This window comes from Pseudomonas asuensis, from assembly GCF_014646755.1.
Taxonomy (GTDB): Bacteria; Pseudomonadota; Gammaproteobacteria; order Pseudomonadales; family Pseudomonadaceae; genus Chryseomonas; species Chryseomonas asuensis.
On sequence record NZ_BMNW01000009.1, the window covers coordinates 96,347 to 114,922 of the forward strand.

Sequence of the window (18,576 nt, forward strand, 5' to 3'; positions counted from 1 at the left end):
AATGTGCTTAAGCGCTTAGAAGAATCTTGAATCAACTTCTTGGCAGCGTAACCGTGAGCCGGAGCTAGAACAGGGTGGTCATAACGCTCATAGACTTTCACTGTTTGGAGTAGCACTGCATTGCCAACCCTTATTCGCCGTAAGTACCGATTCCTGCATAAAACCCTTTCCTATACGGGTTGGTCTTTGTTTTGGCTGCTTATCTGGGACATTGTTGTCACTGTCGATTTTATGCTGTTCGTCGATGATCGAATGAGCCTTCCTACAATGCCCTTAACGCTGCTGGGCTCTGCCTTGGCAATGTTAGTGAGTATACGAAATACCAGTGCCTACAATCGTTGGTGGGAGGCTCGTACGCTATGGGGCGGCATGGTTAATAGCTCACGCAATTTTGCCCGACAGGTCCTCATTCTGATTGATGATCCTGGTGATGCCTTCAACCCTATCAAAGAGGTGCTGTTTCGGCGTCATGTGGCCTATGTGAATGCTTTGGTAACCCACCTTAAGAAGACGCCGGTTTCAGATCGTCTCCAGGAGCTGCTGCCTGATGAAGAAGTTGCTCGAAGCAGCGATACCAATAATTTTCCTAATGATATTTTGAGTGGCTCGGCGGCGCTGATTGCCCAGGAATATAAGGCGGGGCGTCTGGACAGCATACGCTTGGCGCGCCTTGAGTCGACGATGGTGGATATTTCCAACTGGCAAGGTGGTATGGAGCGCATTGCCAATACGCCGTTGCCATATCCCTACGTGTATTTCCCGAGGCTGTTCATAACGCTGTTCTGCCTTATCGTACCGATAGGGCTCGTTGAGTCATTAGGCTGGTTCACGCCTTTGGCCTCAAGCGTGGTTGGCTTTATGCTGCTAGCCCTCGAGAAAATCGGGACTGATCTTCAAAGCCCATTTTCTGAAAGCCAGCACCAGATACAGATGACTGACCTCTGCGCGAACATCGAGAAAAATCTTGCGTCCATGCTCAGGGAGTCGGGGAACGCTTCTGCTCGCTCCAATGAGTAGTATTGGAGGCTGGCGTTACGCCTACAGTACTCATAATGGGCTGGCCTGTTTGTGAAGTCATGCCCGACTGAACCTGATCACGAAGGTTGCGGTTAGAGCTTTCTTGTCTGTCAATCACCTGGGCAAGAGGCGTGTAATGGATACAGCCGTACCAGATGACGACTGGAAAGAGGGCATGTAGCACTAGGCGGGCTGCCAGAGCCCATTCGGGTAAGGCTGGGAACAGGCCTGCATGCTGCCATGTGTAGAAGTGGACAGGTAGCATAAGAAGGGTACATACGAAAAGAACGCTACCTGCATAGCGGCGCAATTCCTTGAACAGTACCGCCACGGCTACCATCATTTCCAGAATGCCGCCAAAGCAGACAACGGCAAAGCGATAGGGTACGTCGATAGGGACAAGTTTCACGAAAAAGCTGGCCATGAATAGATGGGCGAAGCCTCCGACCATGAACCAAGCCACCACGAGCGCAACGGCTTGTTTTTGATAGCGCATATGCAGGCCCCTATCTGAATTCCTATAAGGGTATGACTGCTTTTTTGTGATCTTGCTCACTCACTTGCTGACTTCTAGGTCAAATACATTTGCGGACGGCTTGTGATTGAACCGATACCGGTAGGTGCCTCTCTATTGATAAATGCTCTGTCTGTGTAGCAGCGTGACCACGATGTGTCACTTTCCTGCCTCACTACAGATCGGTTCTAAAGCCTGGAGAGATGACTATGGAACTCCCTGTAAAAGACCTCACAACCTTATTCGATCAGCTGGGTCTGGATTCAGATCAGGCTAGTATTGATGCCTTCGTTGCAAAGCACTATCCGCTTCCCGATGACGTCAAGATTTCCGAAGCTCCTTTCTGGACACCCAGCCAGGCGGCCTTCCTAAAAGAGGAAATCATGAATGATGCTGAGTGGGAGCCGATTGTCGACGAGCTCAACGTGCTGTTACACCAGAACAAGGCCTCTTAGGCTATTTGACGTGCAGCAAAGCCATTAAGCGGTGGGTTTAAACCCACCGCTTTGCTGTGTAGGCCTTAACTCATCCAGTTTGCCAGTCCCGCTGTGCTTCCTCGCAAGTTCTGGCCAAACGGACAGTAGCGCCTTCCACGCTTTCTACCCATTCCAGTGGAATCAGGTGATATTGCCCTTGAGCATCTGGATCACTTCGTTCCAGCTTAAGCTTGTTGCGATCTACAATGTCGTAGACCTTGCCAACATGCTCACCATCGGAGCCTAGGACATCGGCTTGAACAGGGATTTTTTCGACATCAACCATCGAGACTTCTCCAGCAGATAGAACAAAAGGATTCTGTAAGTTGTGTGCTTAAGATCCAGCCGCTTATTCAGAGGTTTGTTAAATGGCTAACGTTCTGGTTGAGCGACAAGAGGCGTTTTGTGCTCTTCTGATGGAGTAGGAGAACTACCCTATGGCAATCGCTCTCTGACTGACAGGCAGCCGTGTTTAAGGCTGCATTGGCTAAACCTGTTAAGGAGCAAAGGTGATGATCGAGTTATATGGTATGGGCAGCCCCAATGTCCTGAAAGTTGTGTTGATGCTGGAAGAGCTGCAACTGGCTTACCGCTTCAAGCATATACACGTCTGGAAGGGCGAACAGTTTACGGATTCCTTCAAGGCCCTTAATCCGAACAGCAAAGTCCCTGTGTTGATCGATCCTGATGGGCCAAGCGGGGAGCCTTATCGTGTATTCGAGTCAGGTGCGATTCTGCAGTACCTGGCCGAGAAGAGTGGCAAGTTCCTTCCTGCAAATGGCACGGAACGTTACGACGTCATGCAGTGGCTGATGATCCAGTTGACCGGAATCGGACCCATGTTTGGTCAGTATGTCCACTTTACGCGCTTCGAGCCTGAGGTCTCCGCCTACGCCCGCTCGCGGTACACCACCGAAGTATTGCGTCTGGTTGAATTGGTCGACCAGCGCCTGGCTACTCATGCTTATCTAGGAGGGGACACATATTCAATTGCTGATATCGCAACGTATCCCTGGATGGCAATCCTGGAATTTCTGGGCTTGCCTCACGAGCGCTATACCCATTTGACGCGCTGGTTAGGCGATATTTCAAAGCGACCCGCCGCGATTCGTCTGGTCGAAATGACTAAAGAGATCCAAGCGGAAGGGGCTGCATCCCGCTCAGAGGCTACACCAGATGACTACGATCGCATGTTCGGTCGTGGCCAATATGCTCGGGCGCTGTAACACATAGAGAAGGCATGGACGCCTGATTCAGGAATCTACCAGCTCTTTTAGAAAACAGGTCAATGCATGGCCTGGATCGTCATGGTCTGACGAAATCATACGAATGCCCCATTGGCTTAGAATTTCTTCCTGTACCGGGTTGGGCATATGGGAGAACACATAGGAGATGGGTCTAACGCCGGAGGGCTCATACTTGCTCCACATTTTTGAAAGCTTGTGGAAGAGCAATCGGATATTGGTATCCGAAAGGCTGTAGCCGATGAACAGGACGGCCTTGCTCAAGGTGTCGGCTCTTAACTTGATGTCCAGCGGCGTCTCGAACTGGAGCCGTTCGTAGTAACTGGTTTCAGCCAGGACGATTGAGGAGTCGTCGTCAAAGTCACCGTGGAATTTGATGATCTGTCGGATATTGTCCTGTGCCTTTGCTAAATCACTGGCATTGGCAATCTTGACGTACTCTCTCTGGTAGGCGTCATGGGCATACTCCAGCCAGCGGTCGTAGTTAGTGGTGTAAATTGCAGAAAATTTACCTTGTACGATCAGGCGGTGTATTTGCGAGGTAGTGATATCAATGTTCTGGTGCCACTCTCGATCCATCCAGCTTCTGAGCGCACCGATATTGCCTTTCTTGATGCGGTAATACTCAGCCAGAGCAAGAAAGTTGCCGTAGGTGTCAAAGACGTCAGGGTCATAGTCGAGCTGAACAGCAATCTCGTCAATCAACTGTTTCCAGGGCGGTAACCCGAGATTGGCCGATACGCCAGCGCCCACGAACAGGATCAGCCGGTTGTTACGATAGGCATCCCTAAGGGTTTCCATTTCAATGCCCCTCGATAAAGCTGACAAACTTCTCTAGTGCCTGTCTTCGCATGGAATACTCATGCTTACGCGGACCTAGTTGGGCAAAGGTTTGATCAAGCCCATTGGGCATAAATACGCAATCCCATTCAAAACTGCTATCGCCTGCTGGCTGCTCAGTAATTCGCCCAGGGACCGCACCTTCAAAAAAGTACTTCTTACGACCATCGCAGTAGCCAATCAGCGTCTTGGCCACGGCTGAAGGATCGTCGAGATGGCCTATGATGGAGGAGAAACGCTCCGCCAGTAGTTTGTCCCAGAAGAGCTGTGTAAGGCCCGCTGGAAAATTATTCAGGCTTTTGATGTAGAGCCCGGTATGTTCCACGAAAACCGGTTTGCCGACCAGCCGAAAAGCTTTGAGCAGTTTGTCACTAACCAGTTGGCACACGTCTTCGGTTTGTAGCTCATCGATTTTGATCTGATAGGGAATAATTTCGATGCGTGTGCTGGCGAGCAGGCTGGAGACCTCCTCAATCTTGCGTGTATTGCTGGAAATGAATCGAATTTTCATGGCAGACCTGCAACGGCATGACGATTCCCTTGGGCAGTTCACTATTCCTGTGATTTAGAGGGAAATTCCTTGCTGTGGGTTCGCATTGGCAAGGGCCGGTGGTCGGCAGAGGGCGGCCAACTAGTCACTTTTCAATCAGGTGTTGCAGGGCAAGTGCGTTCGGTACGGCTGCGCCACTGGCTGTATTGTCGAAAATACACCACGTGGAGACGCCTTTTTGCTGATGGTTAGTGAGGGCTTGGGCCATTGTCTCAAGTGCGTCATGGGCATACGAGGAGTGATAGATCGTTGGCGAGCCATGCAGACGATAGTAGGCAATGCCAGGCCAGGCACTTGGCTTATCGCCGCCTGCCAGCGGTGAGGGATCAGCCGCTACCTGGCCGATTTGATGTGTGATCAATATGGCTTGCGCTTCGTCTTGCAGCCAGCTGGGATGACGTGGTTCTAGGACGGCTGGCCCGTTATAACGCGCTCTGAAGTCGTCTAGAAACGCATCGGCAACTTCGGCGTTAAAGGCCAGGGAAGGAGGAAGCTGAATCAGCAGACAGCCTAGCTTTTCGCCAAGGTGCCCACATTCTGACAAGAAGCCGTTCAAGAGCCCGCCGCATTGAGCGAGGCGTTGAATATGAGTGATCTGCCTGGGTATTTTAACGGCGAAGCGAAAATCTTCTGGGGTCGATTCGGCCCATTTTGCGTAGGTAGCAGGTTGGTGAGAGCGATAAAACGACGAATTGATTTCGACGGCGTTAAAGCGACCTGCATAACGCTGTAAATGTGTTCCATCTACAGGAAATTCGGGCCACTGAGAACGTGGCAGGCTCCAGCCGGCACAGCCAATATACGAAAATGCATTCAAGAACAGCATCAACCTGTAGTGTCTGATCTGTATTTGACTGGTGAATCAGTTGATCGATCCTGCCGCTCTGCATGAAGCAGAGCGGCAATACCTATTAGAAGCGAAAGGCCTGACGACCAATCAGCAGCCATTTCTCGTCCTGTTTTTGCCAGATCTGGAAGTTTTCAATTTCGGTCGGGGTGAGCTTGCCGCTATTGATGGCTTGCGCAGAAAAATGATTACGCACCAATGCCACGTCTCCAGACAGGGTGATCTTCTGGTTAAGCATCTTCAGCTCTTTGAAAGCGCTTTTCCCTGTCTCAATATCTGAAATGAAAGCCTTCTTGTCCTGGATATTGCCACTGGAGTGACCGTATGTGAGGTTCTCTGCCGTCAGAGCGTTCAAGCTGGCAATATCTTTGTGCCACATGGCTTGAGTAAGCTTGTCTACGGCCTCGGCTACAGCATTTTCATCTGAGGACGTAGCGGCCATAGCATAGCCAGTGAAAAGGCACAGCACGCCAGCGATCAGTTTGGTTTTTCGCATGAGCATTTCCTTGTTGTTGTAAGCGATGCGGGGTCAAGACAGTTGCACAGGCGGCTACGGAAAAATTATTGATTCGTGAGTCGTCATACAACTTGGTTGTTTGTAGACGTTTCAAGAGAAGGCGTCAATCTGCCGTGTGGTTGCTTGGAGAAAGGGTATGCGCTGCTCGAGGGCTAGACCTCCCAACAAGCAGCGAGGCGGGATATTTAAGCGTGTAGCGAGAGAAAGTCTTTCCAGGCAGAAGGAACATTATTGAGTTGCAGATACTGAAGGCGCTCGCTTTCATCCAAGCGGCTCCAATACGGCGTCCAGTGCTGACTCCACCAAAATGCCAACTCACCTTGCAGTGTCTCCATGCAGCTTACATCTACCGATGGAAACGCCTGCCAAGGGGCGGGAGGTGCTATTTTCTGAGCATGGATCGAGGCTAGGAGGGCAGGCGAATCTGTAACCAGATTGAGCAGTACACCGCCAAACTCGCATTGCATGCGCAGTATCAATTTCTCGCCTGCATCGTTGCGGTAAAGCGTCTGCTCGGGCGTGCTCGACACAGGCGTAAAGCCCAGTTTCATCAGCGAAGCCCCCAGCCCCATTTTGCCTTGGTGGCAACTCATGACCTGTAGCTGATAGGCCCGGATCCCAAGCGCTTCAAGACTTTCTGCTCCTTCCTGATCAATGTTGAGAGGCGGGTGATCAAACAAAGGAAATTCGGTGCCCAATTGTTCAAGCTGGCGATCGATGTCTTCGAAGGTGCGCTTGGAGACCAGACGCTTTAGCAAGAGGAGAAAACCGGTACCGTGGAGCTGAGGGTGCGATGTCATGGGGGCCTCCTGGCGCGCGTCTGGACTATATGGTCTTAAGACCTGAAACGGACCGTTTTGCTTCAAGGCCAGTAAAGAAATTTCCAGCGGCGCGAAACGGATAGCAGGACGGCTGCTCTAGCCGAACTGTGCATATTCAACATAACCGCATCATATGACTGAAGCATGAATCGGTCGGTCATTACAGCGGGACGTATTCCAAGGCAATTAGGGGCTTGTTCTGCCGGTAGCGCTGGAATTTATCGATGAGCGATTCCGGTAGGGCAGGATCTGCTTGAAAGCCGCTGGCCTGGTATAAGGGCATCAGTTCGGGATGGCAGAATAGCCACACCGGAGACTGCGTATGGTGAACGGCAAGATTGAGCAGTCTTCCTGCAATGCCCTGACCGCGCTCCGGGTGAGCTACGAAGAGTCCCGTTAGCCAGTAACCGTGCTCTACAGGGCTAAGGTTCAAGGCGCCCAGGATTTCCTGCCGTCTGGCTACCCAGTAGTGCACGCCATCTCCCTTGGCGGTGCGCATGGCGCTGCCGTGAGCACGGTAAAACTTATCGATAAGTGGACGACGTTCAGGAGAGAGTAGTTTGTACTGCAGTTCGCTCATGGCTATTCAGTGGTAGGACGCATTCAGGTTTCAGGTGACTCGCTGGCCAACTGCTCTAATGCACGCCTTACCATTGCTGCATATTCGGTCGGGCTTAGGCTATACAGCTCGGTAGCTACCCAGGGTAGCCAGCGTGTACCCATTTCATTTCGTCTGGCATACAGGCGCTGTGCTTCAGCTGTTGCACGCGCGGCATGTTCTTGATGAAAGTCGGCTCGGCTCATGGGAGGCCTCTTGCAAAGAGCTACCATGATAAAACCGAACCGACTGGGTGCCTACCTTAACCGGATTAGACGCGATCAATCCCTGGCGGTGTAGCAATCAATCAATGCTTACCCCAAGGAACGCATTATGGCCTAGCGGGCTCATCACATAGCCCTGCACATTCTTGCGCATTGGCATAAAAGCCGTGGAGTGGGCGATCGGAGTATTGGGCACCTGCTCCTTCATGCGTACCTGCGCCTGACGGTAGAACTCGGTCCGCTCGGCTTGCTCAGAAATACGCTTGCCAGCTTTTACGAGATCATCGTAAGTTTTGTCGCACCACATGGAGTAGTTGTTGCTGCCAATGGCATCGCAGCCATAGAGCGTGCCTAGCCAGTTGTCCGGGTCACCGTTATCGCCTGTCCAACCGACCAGGATGGTGTCCTGTTCGCCGCTTTTCGCGCGCTTCAGGTACTCGCCCCATTCGTATGTCACGATTTCGGCGTTGATACCGATCTTGGCCCAGTCGTTCTGGATCATTTGGGCCATCAAGCGGGCGTTGGGGTTATAGGGACGTTGTACCGGCATCGCCCAGAGGGTGATTTTGGTGCCTTCTTTAACGCCAGCCTGCTTGAGAAGCTCCTTTGCCTTAACCGGGTCTCGCGGCAGATCCTTGATCGTTTCGTTATAGGACCATTGACTTGGTGGCATTCCATTGACTGCAAGTTGCCCTGCACCCTGAAAGACAGCATCAATAATGTTTTGCTTGTTGATTGCCATGTCGAGCGCCTGACGCACTTCCAGCTTGTCCAGCGGCGGATGCTGAACGTTGTAACCGAGGTAGCCGATGTTATAACCAGGGCTGCTCATGACCCTCAGATTATTATCTTTCTCAAGCGAGGCAATATCTGCGGGGTTAGGGTAAACACTGACATGGCACTCACCGGCTCGCAATTTTTGAGCGCGTACGGCCGAGTCGGTATTGATGGAGAAAATCAGGTTGTCGAGTTTAACCTGCCCCGGTTGCCAATAGTCCTTGTTGCCCTTGAAGCGGATCATGGCGTCTTTCTGGTAACGGCTAAAAACAAAGGGGCCAGTGCCAATGGGCTTTTGGTTGATCTGTTCAGCCTTGCCCGCCTTGAGCAACTGGTCGGCATATTCTGCCGAATGAATACCCGCAAAACGCATTGCCAAGTTTTGTACGAAGGCAGCGTCACGTTCGTTCAGTGTGAAGCGAACCGTATGCTCGTCCACCTTTTCGACCCGAGCAATATTCTTGTCCAGGCTCATGCCCGTAAAATAGGGGAATTCACTGGGGTACGCCTTACGGAACGGGTGCTCCTTGTCCAACATACGCTGGAAGGTGAATACCACATCGTCGGCATTGAAGTTACGGGTTGGCTTGAAATAGTCCGTCGTATGGAATTTCACACCTTGCCGTAGAAAGAAGGTGTAAGTCTTGCCGTCTTCGCTGATATCCCAACGCTCTGCAAGCGCAGGAATGGCTTTGGTGCCGCCTCGCTCGAACTCGGCAAGCCTGTTGAAGATCGTACTGGCCGTCGCATCATGGTCGGTTCCTGCCGTATAAAGGCCAGGGTCGAACCCTGCCGGACTGCCTTCCGAACAATAAACCAGGTTACTTGCAGCCTGAGCGGATAAAACGTTGAACACGCAACCAGCCGTGACCAACGCTGTAAAAAGCGTTTTGAACATGAGCCGTTTCCTTAAAGCGTGAGGTTCAGCGAAACGAGTACGCTACCGTGGCTCAGGATTACCGGCAGGATTTAAATGAAAGCAGATGTTTCTGGATACAGAATCAGGCGAGCGGTTTGCTCAGCTTGATTTCAACCAAGTCAGCTCCGGCTCTTGAAATCGTTTTCTTGGTATCTGTTACATCGAAACCATGCTGTTGATAAAAAGCCAGGGCAGCAACATTGTCCTGCAATACCCAGAGGAAGACTTGAGCCACCGGGGGGTGACTCAAAGTAGAAAAGTAGTGGTTGAGCAATGCTGTGCCAACGCCGGTACGGTAGTGCTGGGGCGCTACATAAATGGCGTGGATCTCTCGCCTGGAGGCGTTTTCAGGCACATCACGATCTTCACCACAGGCGATCCAGCCCAGTGCTGCTCCATTGCGCTCAGCAACCCAAACCTCTGCGTTATCTGCCTCTAATTTTGACTGCCAGTAAGCGCGTCTGGGTTCGTGTTGAAGGCTATCTAGTAGCGCTTGCGGAACGATGCCTCGGTAAGCGGTGCGCCACGATTCGACATGGATCGTAGCAATCGCTGCGGCATCTCCCGGCGTAGCTGCTCGTACGTTCATCAGGCTCTCCTGTAGCAGGGCCAGTACCTTTTCCTCATTCAAGCCTAGTGCATTTTTTGGCCAGGTTATAGTATCGCAAGGCCCGATCCAGACGGGTTTTCTTACACTTATAACTGAATGGCCGCATGGCCCGCGCTAATCTTCTCAAGCTGAATCTTCAATGCTCGCCTGCCATTTTGAAACTACGCTGTCTTCGGTATAACGCAATCCTTCTAATGGATACGTCGCGGTTGTATGGAACAAGAGTCAATAGGGAGAGTAAGCATTAATGCGTCTATCTTTGCTGTTTCTGGCTATCAGTGCGTCCCTTGGCAGCTATGCCCTCGCAAACGAAAACCAGTCTGCTGCTAGAGCCGAAACATCTACCCAGGAGGTAAACATGGCAGACAAGAACACGTCGGTCGTTCAGGAGAATCCCTTCTTCCAGGTGAGCACACTGCCATTTCAGGCGCCACGGTTCGACCTGATCCAGGAGTCTGATTTCGAGCCAGCTATTGCTGAAGGTATCCGGCAAAAGCTTGCAGAGGTCGAGCAGATTGCTAATAACCCTGAGCCGCCTACCTTTGAAAATACTTATATAGCGCTGGAGAAAGCCGGGGCCTTGCTGGATCGCGTGATGAGCGTGTTCGGTGCGCTTACAGGCGCCAATACGTCCGATACGCTTCAGCGGATCAGCGAGGAGCAATCGCCCAAGTTGGCTGCGCTAGGTGATGCAATCACGTTGAACAGCAAGCTGTTCGAGCGGCTGCAAACCCTTTACGACCAGCGCGACACGCTTGACCTGACGCCTGAAGATAAGCGCCTTATTGAGGTCACCCACCAGCATTTCGTATTGGCGGGCGCCCGGTTGTCTGATGCCGATAAGGCCCAGCTCAAATCACTCAATCAGGAAGCCGCAACGCTTGGTACGCAGTTTGTAAACCGGCTATTGGCTGCTGCCAAGAATGGCGCCGTGCAAATAAACAGTAAGGAGCAGCTTGCAGGGCTTTCCGAACCTGAGCTCAAGGCGGCCGAGCAGGCTGCCCGTGACCGTAATCTTGATCAGCAATGGTTGCTCACCCTTCAAAACACCACGCAGCAACCCTGGCTGGCGTCTCTTTCCAATCGTGATACACGAAAGGCTTTATTTGATGCCTCGTGGAGTCGGGCTGAGAAGGGCGATGCTAATGATACCCGTCAGCTTATTACGCGCCTGGCAAAGGTGAGGGCGGAGCAGGCCAGGCTGCTGGGCTTTCCAGACTATGCTACCTGGAAGCTACAAGACCAAATGGCCAAGAAGCCGGAGGCCGCGCTTGGCTTTATGCGCGATATCGTGCCGGCGGCTACAGCGCGAGCCAAGCGTGAGGCCGCAGATATCCAGGCCGTCATCGACAAGCAGGGTGGCGGCTTCAAGTTGCAGGCCTGGGATTGGCCCTATTACGCAGAGCAGGTCCGCAAGGCACGTTACGACTTGGATGAGTCGCAGATTCGTCCTTATTTCGAACTTAACAACGTGCTCCACAATGGCGTTTTTTATGCGGCACAAGCGCTCTACGGCATTACATTCAAGGAGCGCACAGACATTCCCGTCTACCAGTCGGACGTAAAGGTATATGAGGTGTTCGACAAGGATGGCTCCTCAATGGCGCTGTTCTACACCGATTTCTTCGCCCGGGATAACAAGAGCGGCGGTGCCTGGATGGGCAACTTTGTCGATCAGTCCAGGCTGATGGGTACCAAACCGGTGGTCTACAACGTCTGCAATTTCACCAGGCCCGCCTCTGGACAACCAGCGCTGCTTTCATGGGACGATGTCATAACCTTGTTCCATGAGTTCGGCCATGCGCTTCATGGCATGTTTGCCGACCAGATGTACGGCAGTATTTCAGGCGCCAATACACCGAGCGATTTCGTCGAGTTTCCCTCCCAGATCAACGAGCATTGGGCGGAAGATCCTGAGGTATTTGCCAACTACGCCAAGCACTATGCCACTGGCAAGCCTATGCCCGCCGAGCTGGTCGAGAAAATCAAGACGGCTTCTCGCTTCAACAAGGGCTACGACATGACCGAGCTGCTGGCTGCTGCGCTCCTCGACATGCACTGGCACATGATCAAGGCTGACGAGCCTGAACAAGATGTTGATGCGTTTGAAAAAGCTGCGCTGGAGGAGGACCGGGTGAACTTAAGCTACGTACCCCCTCGGTACCGCTCCAGTTACTTCATGCACATCTGGGGTAATGGCTATGCGGCAGGCTATTACGCCTATATCTGGACACAGATGTTAGCTGACGACGGCTTCAAGTGGTTCAGGGAACATGGCGGCCTTACGCCCGAAAACGGCCAGCGTTTCCGCGACATGGTTCTTTCTCGCGGCAACAGTACCGATCTGGAAAAAGTCTACCGGGATTGGCGCGGTCATGAGCCGGATATCGAGCCGATGCTTATAAACCGTGGCCTGAAAGGCGATAGTGAGGGCTAAGCGTTAAGTCTCAAACAAACGGGCCTGAAAAGGCCCGCTTTCGCTAGGAAAGATTCAAAGCAACTACTGCCGCTGTACCCTCTATGCTCATCGCTTTATCCGTACAGTACGGCATTTGTCATACAGGAGCGTTTAGATATGTGCTCCTGCCTTGCATTATGTTTTAAGAAGGATTTGTCATGACCACGATCGTTACCAGCACTACCGTGCTAGATAACCTCGACATCCATTCGCGCTATGAGGCTGCCAAGTCCATTGCGCAGGAAGCGGCGCAGTTGGGCATGGATTTTTATGCGCGTCGTTCCAGCCTGACGGTAATGCACAAAGGTGGAAACCTACAGGATGTCGTTAGTGTGGCCGACAAGACCCTGGAGGACTTCATCCGAGCACAGCTTTCGGAAAGATTTCCGGAAGATGGTTTTATCGGCGAGGAGAACGGCACAGCAGCACTCGATGCTCGCTGCATCTGGATCATTGACCCCATCGACGGGACGAGCTGTTTTGTAAATGGCTTGCACAGCTGGTGTGTATCCATCGGTCTTATGATCGACGGGGAGCCTTACCTGGGCGCCATTGCTGATCCAAATCACGATGAACTCTTTCATGCATGCCTGGGCCGGGGTGCATTCGTCAACGACACGCCGCTCAAGGCTCATGCTGCCCAGCATGTGCGTGAAGGAGTCGTAGGGGTGGGTACAACGCACCGTCGTGGTAAGGAAAACTTCATACCTTTCCTGATGGGGCTATTGGATGAGGGCGGCATGTTTATTCGTAACGGCTCTGGTGCCCTGATGACGGCCTATGTCGCAGCTGGTCGGTTGATTGGCTATTACGAGACGCTTATCAACAGCTGGGATTGTCTGGCAGGCCTGGTTATGGTCAAGGAGGCTGGTGGCCACGCGAGCGACTTCTTTCGCGGTGAGGGTCTGCTGGGTGGTAATCCGCTTCTGGTTGCGGCACCCGGTGTCTACGAGCAGCTTGCTGGCCTGGTAGGCCCCTCGCTGAATAGCGACTGAGTCTGCTTGGCGTCCAGGCAGGACGTACAGGCAATAAAAGTAGGCTTGCCGCCGGTTATCTATCCGTTAAAGAGAGACGTTTTGATCATCCGAAAGCGGCCTGACGTCCGCTTCTTTCAAGGGCAAAAGGCAGAGGCTGTCTTTTGCCCTTTTCGTAAGCCCTAGCCCGCCAGACCTACATAAACATTCTGCACGTCATCATGGGCATCCAGGGCCTCCAGAAAAGCCTCGACTTCTTCCATTTCAGCGTCGCTCAGGCCTGTGACCGGATTCTTTGGGCGATAGCCCAGGTTGGCTGACTGCACTGTAAAGCCAAGAGGCGGCAGTGCCTTGCACACCGCGTCCATATCGGTGGCGTCACTCAGGAACAAGGTGGCGTTGTCTTCACCTGCTTCGAAATCCTGAGCACCTGCCTCAATGGCGGCAAGCTCGGGATCGGCGTCCGGTGTGTCAGGCGTTGCCTCAATCATGCCTACGTAATCGAAATCCCAGGTCACCGAGCCGGACGCACCAAGCTGGCCCTTGCGGAACAGGACACGGATCTCGGCCACGGTACGGTTCACGTTGTCTGTCAGGCATTCCACGATGACCGGCACACGATGAGGGGTAAAGCCTTCATAGGTGGTGCGCTCGTAGTTGACTGTCTCGCCTAGTAGACCTGCACCTTTCTTGATCGCTCGCTCTAGTGTTTCGCGAGGCATAGAGGCTTTTTTGGCCTGCTCAACGACCAGACGCAAACGAGGATTCATGTCCGGGTCCGGGCCTGAGCGCGCAGCGATCATGATCTCTTTCGACAGTTTGCCAAAGATCTTGCCTTTGGCATTGGCTGCGGCTTCTTTATGTTTGGCTTTCCACTGGGCGCCCATAGTTGTCTCTTCAAGAGGGTAAAGGCGCAAATTCTAGTCCATGCCGCGGGCTTGAGAAGAGTTAAATGATCAATTGTGTGTTGTCTACGATCATTCTGCTTTAGGTACCCAGCCCCCGCCGAGTGCCTGATAAAGCGAAATGACGTTGTTCAGCTGACTCTCGCGTACTTGTACGGCAGCCAGATCCAAATTGAAAAGGTTGCGCTGAGCATCAAGCTCATCAAGGTAGGATGAGTACCCACTACGGTAGCGATCCCGTGCAATCTCGAGTGAGCGTGCCAGGGTCTGTCGACGCGCCCGGATACGCTCAATCTGCTCTGCATATAGTGTGACACCCGATAATGCATTTTCTACGTCTGCAAACGCATTTAGCGCTGCGGCTCGGTAAGCATAAGCGGCTTGGTCGCGCTGGGCTGTGGCGATATTGACCTGAGCCTCTAATCGACCTGCTGTAAAAATCGGAGCGAGAATGCTGCTGCCCAGACTCCAGATCTTGACTGGATCATAGTTCAGCGAGTTGACGTAGAGCCGTCCGATACTGCCCGATAACTGTACCTGAGGCAGGAACTCGTCACGCCGAGCGTCCAGGGTGAGGTCGCTGGCAGCCAACTGCTGTTCAGCGCGTGCAACGTCCGGTCGCCTGCGCAGCAATTCTGATGGCAACACACCAGGAACGCGAGGAGGTTGTAGCTGTTGAAACTGCAGCCCGCGTGTCACTTGGGCAGGCAACGCACCCGTCAGTACCTGAATCGCATTTTCCTGTCGGCGAATGGCCTGCTGAAGCTGTGGGATCATTTGCATGGCGGCCTCATATTCGGACTGCGCTTGTGTCAGTTCCAATTCAGAGGTGTAACCTTCACCAGCGCGATCTTCTGCCACCCTGAGCGCACCGAGTCGCGACTCGGCTGTTTCCCGCGTGACCTGTAGCTGAGCATCCAGTGAGAGAAGGGTGATGTACGCCTGCGCCGTGGTACTGGCAACAGTAAGCAGCACCGCATCCCGGTCAGTCCGGCTGGCCTGATACTGGAGTCGTGCAGCCTGTTCAAGTGTTTGCAGACGTCCCCAGACGTCCAGCTCATACGCAACCTGTAGCTCAGGTTGTACCGAGCGGGTGTGGGCGATACCCAGCGTGCCGAGGCTTCGGCTGGTCTGTGTTCCAACCGAGGCATTTGCTGAGGGAAAGAGCGCCGAGCGCGCCAAGGCAATCTGTTCACGGGCTGCGTCAACACGTGAGATTGCGGCTAACACGTCAGTGTTGTGCTGAAGTGCCGTCTCTACCAGGCGAGTTAGCTGTGGGTCATTAAAGTTGCGCCACCAGTCGCTCCGAACAGAACTGGCCGGCTCGCTCGTGGCACGCCATTGCTCAGGCGGCTGCAGGGTGACCTCGGGCGGCAACGGTTTTTTCTGGGGAATACACGCTGCAAGGCTTATGGCTATAGCCAAGAGCATCGGGTAACGTCGAGCATTCCTCATGGCGCAGCGCTCCGTGGCGCTACATCGGTATCAATGTGTGTAATGACAGACATGCCCGGTCGTAGCCGCTCTATCAGCGGCTGATCAGGATCAATGGCGATCCGTACGGGAATGCGCTGTACCACCTTGGTAAAGTTGCCGGTCGCATTGTCTGGGCGAAGAATGCTGAACTCCGATCCGGTTGCTGGCGCCATACGCTCAACATGCCCTGTAAGCTCTGCACCATCGAGTGCATCTACATTGAAGCGAACCGGTTGGCCTATAGCCATATTATGCGTTTGCGTTTCCTTGTAGTTGGCTACAACCCAGACCAGATTTGGCACCAGATACAGCAATTGTGAGCCCGCCGTGACGTACTGCCCAAGGCGTACGGACACCTCGCTGAGCTGTCCTGCTTGCGGGGCCTTGATCAGCGTATTGTCGAGATCAATCTGGGCCAAATGCAGCGCTGCCTCTGCCATTTGAACCTGAGCCTCAAGACCGCCACGCGACACACGCGTTGCCTTTACATTTTCCTCTGCGATGTTGATGGCAGCCTGTGCCTGCTTGACTTGAGCAGCAGCAGCGCGTGCCGAGGCACGTGTCTGGTCACGCTCTCGCAGCGAAACCGAACCCCGCGAAGCCAACTCATTAACACGGCGCTCATCAGCACGAGCCCGGTCCAGTTCAGCCTGTGCCGACAGCAGCTCTGCCCGGCGTGAAGCCAGCGTCGCCTGGTTAGACGCCAGGGTTTGTATGGAATTAGCAAGATCCGCCTGCCGAGCTGCAAGTTGCGCCTGGTTCTGTTCTACGCGCTGGCGATAAATGCGGTCATCAATTCGAGCCAGTAGCTGCCCTTGTTTCACATGTTCGAAGTCCTGCACGAGCACCTCGGCGACGTATCCATTCACCTGGGGTGCCATCACGGTAATCTGCCCGCGCACATAGGCGTTGTTTGTGGTCACGATGCCACTGGTGAATGGCCACAACTGCCAGGCATACAGGATCGTCATAACGCCGACCAGCGCAACACCCAACATAATCAGAACCGTTGCGCGCGATGGTTTGATTACCTTGGGTGGGCCAGGATTGGCTGCTCCGGCATCCGGCACGGAGGCAGCCTGCTCGCTTTGGGGTGGGGCTTTCTCGGTTTCGCTTGAGCCCTTGCGCTCGTTATCAGGTAGTTGTTTTTCGTCGCTCATGGCGTCTCACGTAGAAGCATTATTAGAAGAAGTAGACGATGCGGCCTGCGCTTGTTCGGCTTTTCTTCGCCGGTATGAAAGCCGAAGGGTATGGAAAAGTGACCAGCTCAAAAAGGTGATCGACACGAACCCGATCAACCGAAAGACATCATTGAAAGCCAGCACATGAGCTTCCCGTGTTGCTGCCTGGCTCAGTTGAGAGGTACCTAGTGCCTGTTGCAAAGTGGGGTCTGTCTGCACCGGAGCATAGACCTGACTCTGGATTTGCAGACGTTGCACTACCAATGGGTCGGCTCGGCTAACATTTTCTATCAAATGGCTTGAATGGTATTTCTCACGTACCGTCTCGAATGTTCCGAACAGGGCGGGACCGGCTAATCCACCCAGGCTTTGAGTAAAGGAAAACAGCACGGTAAAGCTGACGATATAGGTAGGGCCATTTTGCAGGGCGCGCAAAAAACCGATCATCATTAAAGGGCCCAGAAACATACCGCTGGCAAAAGCCAGAATCCCCTGGCTGATAAACAGGTCATGCGGGCGTGTTTGGTTTGTCGAATCGGTATCCATGAAGCTGGCAATACCGATCAAGACAATGGACACCAGAATCTGCGGGATCATGGTTTTTGGGCTAAAGACTAATGCGCTGACCGCAATGCCCCCTATGATGCCAACCAGGATCACCACAAACAGCGGTTGTAATTGATCAGCTGTCAGACCCAGGGTCTGAAGCAGGCCCACGGCCCCATAATTCTGCTCGGAAAGAATAAAGCGCAGCATGATGGCCCCAAAGGCAAAGCGCAGCATTTCAGACGTGCCCAGCCAGCGTGTCTGAAGCAATGGATTGCGTCGGTGGTGCTCGATCCCCACTGCAATAATGATCAGAACCAGCGCGGCTACCAGTGAAAAGCCCATCCAGGGCTGTGTCAGCCACCATTGAATACGTCCCTGCGCCAGTACTGCGGCAATCATGGCGAGCGCAGGGCCAAGCAAGGCAAATGTTAAAAAGTCCAGGCGTTCGAATGCCTTGATGCGTATGCCCGGCGGTAGTTTGAGAACAGTGATGGCCGCCAATGAACACAGGGCCATGCCTGCTTCAAAGATATACAGGCGGTGCCATTCCCCTAAATCTCTTAACGCGGGTGACAGTAACCAGGCAAGCGGTGTAGCCAGCTGCGAAATACCTACACCAATGACCAAACCTTTGCCGACTTGGGCCTTCCTGAACGCCTGGAGCATGTACAACGTACCCAGGGTGGTAATCGTCGCTCCAGCAAAGCCGCTGGCAGCCCGAACCAACACTGCCATGGGAAAGTTATTGGCAAACACATGGGCGATCGTGAGGATGGCGTAAAGCGTCAACCCAATCTCAGCAAAGCGGCGAAGGCCGTACTGCTGGCGAAATTTCACGAGAATCAGGTTGGCCGATACGTTCACCATCAGAAAGGCTGCTGGCAGCCAGGCACCTTGAGTAGGTGTCAAGCCTAAATCGCCTTGAATATAAGGAAGGTTTACACTGATCAGTGCATTACCGAGCCCGCCTGTAAGGCCCAGCAATACGGATACTAAGGCATAGGCAAGTCGTACCGGAGGGGCATGCAGTGGTGTAGCCGGGGAGCCCGGCATTGAGGGCCGCTCATGGGGCTCCCAAT

20 protein-coding genes are annotated in these 18,576 nt (G+C 53.3%); 5 read left to right on the plus strand and 15 right to left on the minus strand.

The window, feature by feature from the left end; genetic code table 11:
- The first annotated feature begins 120 nt into the window (after positions 1-120).
- A complete protein-coding gene (locus IEX86_RS18640) occupies positions 121-1,017 on the plus strand; it encodes a bestrophin family protein (RefSeq protein WP_188867651.1) in 897 nt (298 codons plus the stop codon).
- Here IEX86_RS18640 and IEX86_RS18645 read toward each other — a convergent pair.
- Positions 977-1,513 carry a DoxX-related protein gene (locus tag IEX86_RS18645; RefSeq protein ID WP_188867652.1) on the minus strand — a complete coding sequence of 179 codons (537 nt, stop codon included), beginning with the start codon at positions 1,511-1,513 and terminating at the stop codon, positions 977-979. The genes IEX86_RS18640 and IEX86_RS18645 overlap by 41 nt on opposite strands.
- Before the next feature lie 227 nt (positions 1,514-1,740).
- On the opposite strand from IEX86_RS18645, the gene IEX86_RS18650 reads away from it, so the two are divergent.
- Positions 1,741-1,986 carry a DUF2789 domain-containing protein gene (locus IEX86_RS18650; RefSeq protein ID WP_188867653.1) on the plus strand — a complete coding sequence of 82 codons (246 nt, stop codon included), beginning with the start codon at positions 1,741-1,743 and terminating at the stop codon, positions 1,984-1,986.
- A 70-nt stretch (positions 1,987-2,056) separates the two neighbouring features.
- Here the strand turns inward: IEX86_RS18650 and IEX86_RS18655 are convergent, their stop codons facing one another.
- Positions 2,057-2,293, minus strand: a complete 237-nt coding sequence (locus IEX86_RS18655) for a DUF2171 domain-containing protein (protein ID WP_188867654.1) — start codon at positions 2,291-2,293, stop codon at positions 2,057-2,059.
- A 226-nt stretch (positions 2,294-2,519) separates the two neighbouring features.
- On the opposite strand from IEX86_RS18655, the gene IEX86_RS18660 reads away from it, so the two are divergent.
- On the plus strand, positions 2,520-3,233 hold the full coding sequence (locus IEX86_RS18660; RefSeq protein ID WP_188867655.1) for a glutathione S-transferase N-terminal domain-containing protein: 714 nt from the start codon (positions 2,520-2,522) through the stop codon (positions 3,231-3,233).
- Between the two features lie 27 nt (positions 3,234-3,260).
- On the opposite strand, the gene IEX86_RS18665 is transcribed toward IEX86_RS18660, so the two are convergent.
- The 9 genes from IEX86_RS18665 to IEX86_RS18705 all read right to left on the minus strand — a co-directional run bounded on the left by IEX86_RS18665 (position 3,261) and on the right by IEX86_RS18705 (position 9,933).
- On the minus strand, positions 3,261-4,052 hold the full coding sequence (locus IEX86_RS18665) for an SIR2 family protein (RefSeq protein WP_188867656.1): 792 nt from the start codon (positions 4,050-4,052) through the stop codon (positions 3,261-3,263).
- A 1-nt stretch (position 4,053) separates the two neighbouring features.
- Complete coding sequence (locus IEX86_RS18670) at positions 4,054-4,602, minus strand: non-canonical purine NTP pyrophosphatase (protein WP_188867657.1); 549 nt, start codon at positions 4,600-4,602, stop codon at positions 4,054-4,056.
- 124 nt (positions 4,603-4,726) lie between these two features.
- Positions 4,727-5,467, minus strand: coding sequence for a DUF72 domain-containing protein (locus tag IEX86_RS18675; RefSeq protein WP_188867658.1), 741 nt, complete (start codon positions 5,465-5,467; stop codon positions 4,727-4,729).
- A gap of 85 nt (positions 5,468-5,552) precedes the next feature.
- Positions 5,553-5,984: a nuclear transport factor 2 family protein gene (locus tag IEX86_RS18680; RefSeq protein ID WP_188867659.1), complete on the minus strand. Its 432-nt coding sequence runs from the start codon at positions 5,982-5,984 to the stop codon at positions 5,553-5,555.
- Between the two features lie 206 nt (positions 5,985-6,190).
- The gene (locus IEX86_RS18685; RefSeq protein WP_188867660.1) at positions 6,191-6,805 is read right to left on the minus strand and encodes a hypothetical protein; all 615 of its coding nucleotides are present in this window, start codon (positions 6,803-6,805) and stop codon (positions 6,191-6,193) included.
- Between the two features lie 181 nt (positions 6,806-6,986).
- The gene (locus IEX86_RS18690) at positions 6,987-7,406 is read right to left on the minus strand and encodes a GNAT family N-acetyltransferase (RefSeq protein ID WP_188867661.1); all 420 of its coding nucleotides are present in this window, start codon (positions 7,404-7,406) and stop codon (positions 6,987-6,989) included.
- Between the two features lie 23 nt (positions 7,407-7,429).
- A complete protein-coding gene (locus IEX86_RS18695; RefSeq protein ID WP_188867662.1) occupies positions 7,430-7,630 on the minus strand; it encodes a hypothetical protein in 201 nt (66 codons plus the stop codon).
- A gap of 97 nt (positions 7,631-7,727) precedes the next feature.
- Positions 7,728-9,323 (minus strand): ABC transporter substrate-binding protein, encoded by a 1,596-nt coding sequence (locus tag IEX86_RS18700; protein ID WP_188867663.1) that lies wholly within the window; start codon positions 9,321-9,323, stop codon positions 7,728-7,730.
- Positions 9,324-9,426: 103 nt separating this feature from the next.
- The gene (locus tag IEX86_RS18705) at positions 9,427-9,933 is read right to left on the minus strand and encodes a GNAT family N-acetyltransferase (protein WP_188867664.1); all 507 of its coding nucleotides are present in this window, start codon (positions 9,931-9,933) and stop codon (positions 9,427-9,429) included.
- A gap of 268 nt (positions 9,934-10,201) precedes the next feature.
- Between IEX86_RS18705 and dcp the strand changes: the two genes are divergently transcribed.
- Together dcp and IEX86_RS18715 are read left to right on the plus strand one after the other, a co-directional pair.
- Positions 10,202-12,391 carry a peptidyl-dipeptidase Dcp gene (dcp, locus tag IEX86_RS18710; RefSeq protein WP_188867665.1) on the plus strand — a complete coding sequence of 730 codons (2,190 nt, stop codon included), beginning with the start codon at positions 10,202-10,204 and terminating at the stop codon, positions 12,389-12,391.
- A 179-nt stretch (positions 12,392-12,570) separates the two neighbouring features.
- Positions 12,571-13,407, plus strand: coding sequence for an inositol monophosphatase family protein (locus tag IEX86_RS18715; protein WP_188867666.1), 837 nt, complete (start codon positions 12,571-12,573; stop codon positions 13,405-13,407).
- A 161-nt stretch (positions 13,408-13,568) separates the two neighbouring features.
- Here the strand turns inward: IEX86_RS18715 and IEX86_RS18720 are convergent, their stop codons facing one another.
- The 4 genes from IEX86_RS18720 to IEX86_RS18735 form a co-directional block, all read right to left on the minus strand.
- A complete protein-coding gene (locus tag IEX86_RS18720; RefSeq protein WP_188867744.1) occupies positions 13,569-14,273 on the minus strand; it encodes a YebC/PmpR family DNA-binding transcriptional regulator in 705 nt (234 codons plus the stop codon).
- Positions 14,274-14,363: 90 nt separating this feature from the next.
- Positions 14,364-15,746, minus strand: coding sequence for an efflux transporter outer membrane subunit (locus IEX86_RS18725; protein WP_188867667.1), 1,383 nt, complete (start codon positions 15,744-15,746; stop codon positions 14,364-14,366).
- Positions 15,743-16,927, minus strand: a complete 1,185-nt coding sequence (locus IEX86_RS18730; protein ID WP_229685412.1) for an HlyD family secretion protein — start codon at positions 16,925-16,927, stop codon at positions 15,743-15,745. Before IEX86_RS18730 ends, IEX86_RS18725 begins: the two co-directional genes overlap by 4 nt.
- A gap of 6 nt (positions 16,928-16,933) precedes the next feature.
- Positions 16,934-18,550, minus strand: coding sequence for an MFS transporter (locus IEX86_RS18735; RefSeq protein ID WP_188867746.1), 1,617 nt, complete (start codon positions 18,548-18,550; stop codon positions 16,934-16,936).
- Positions 18,551-18,576: the final 26 nt, after the last annotated feature.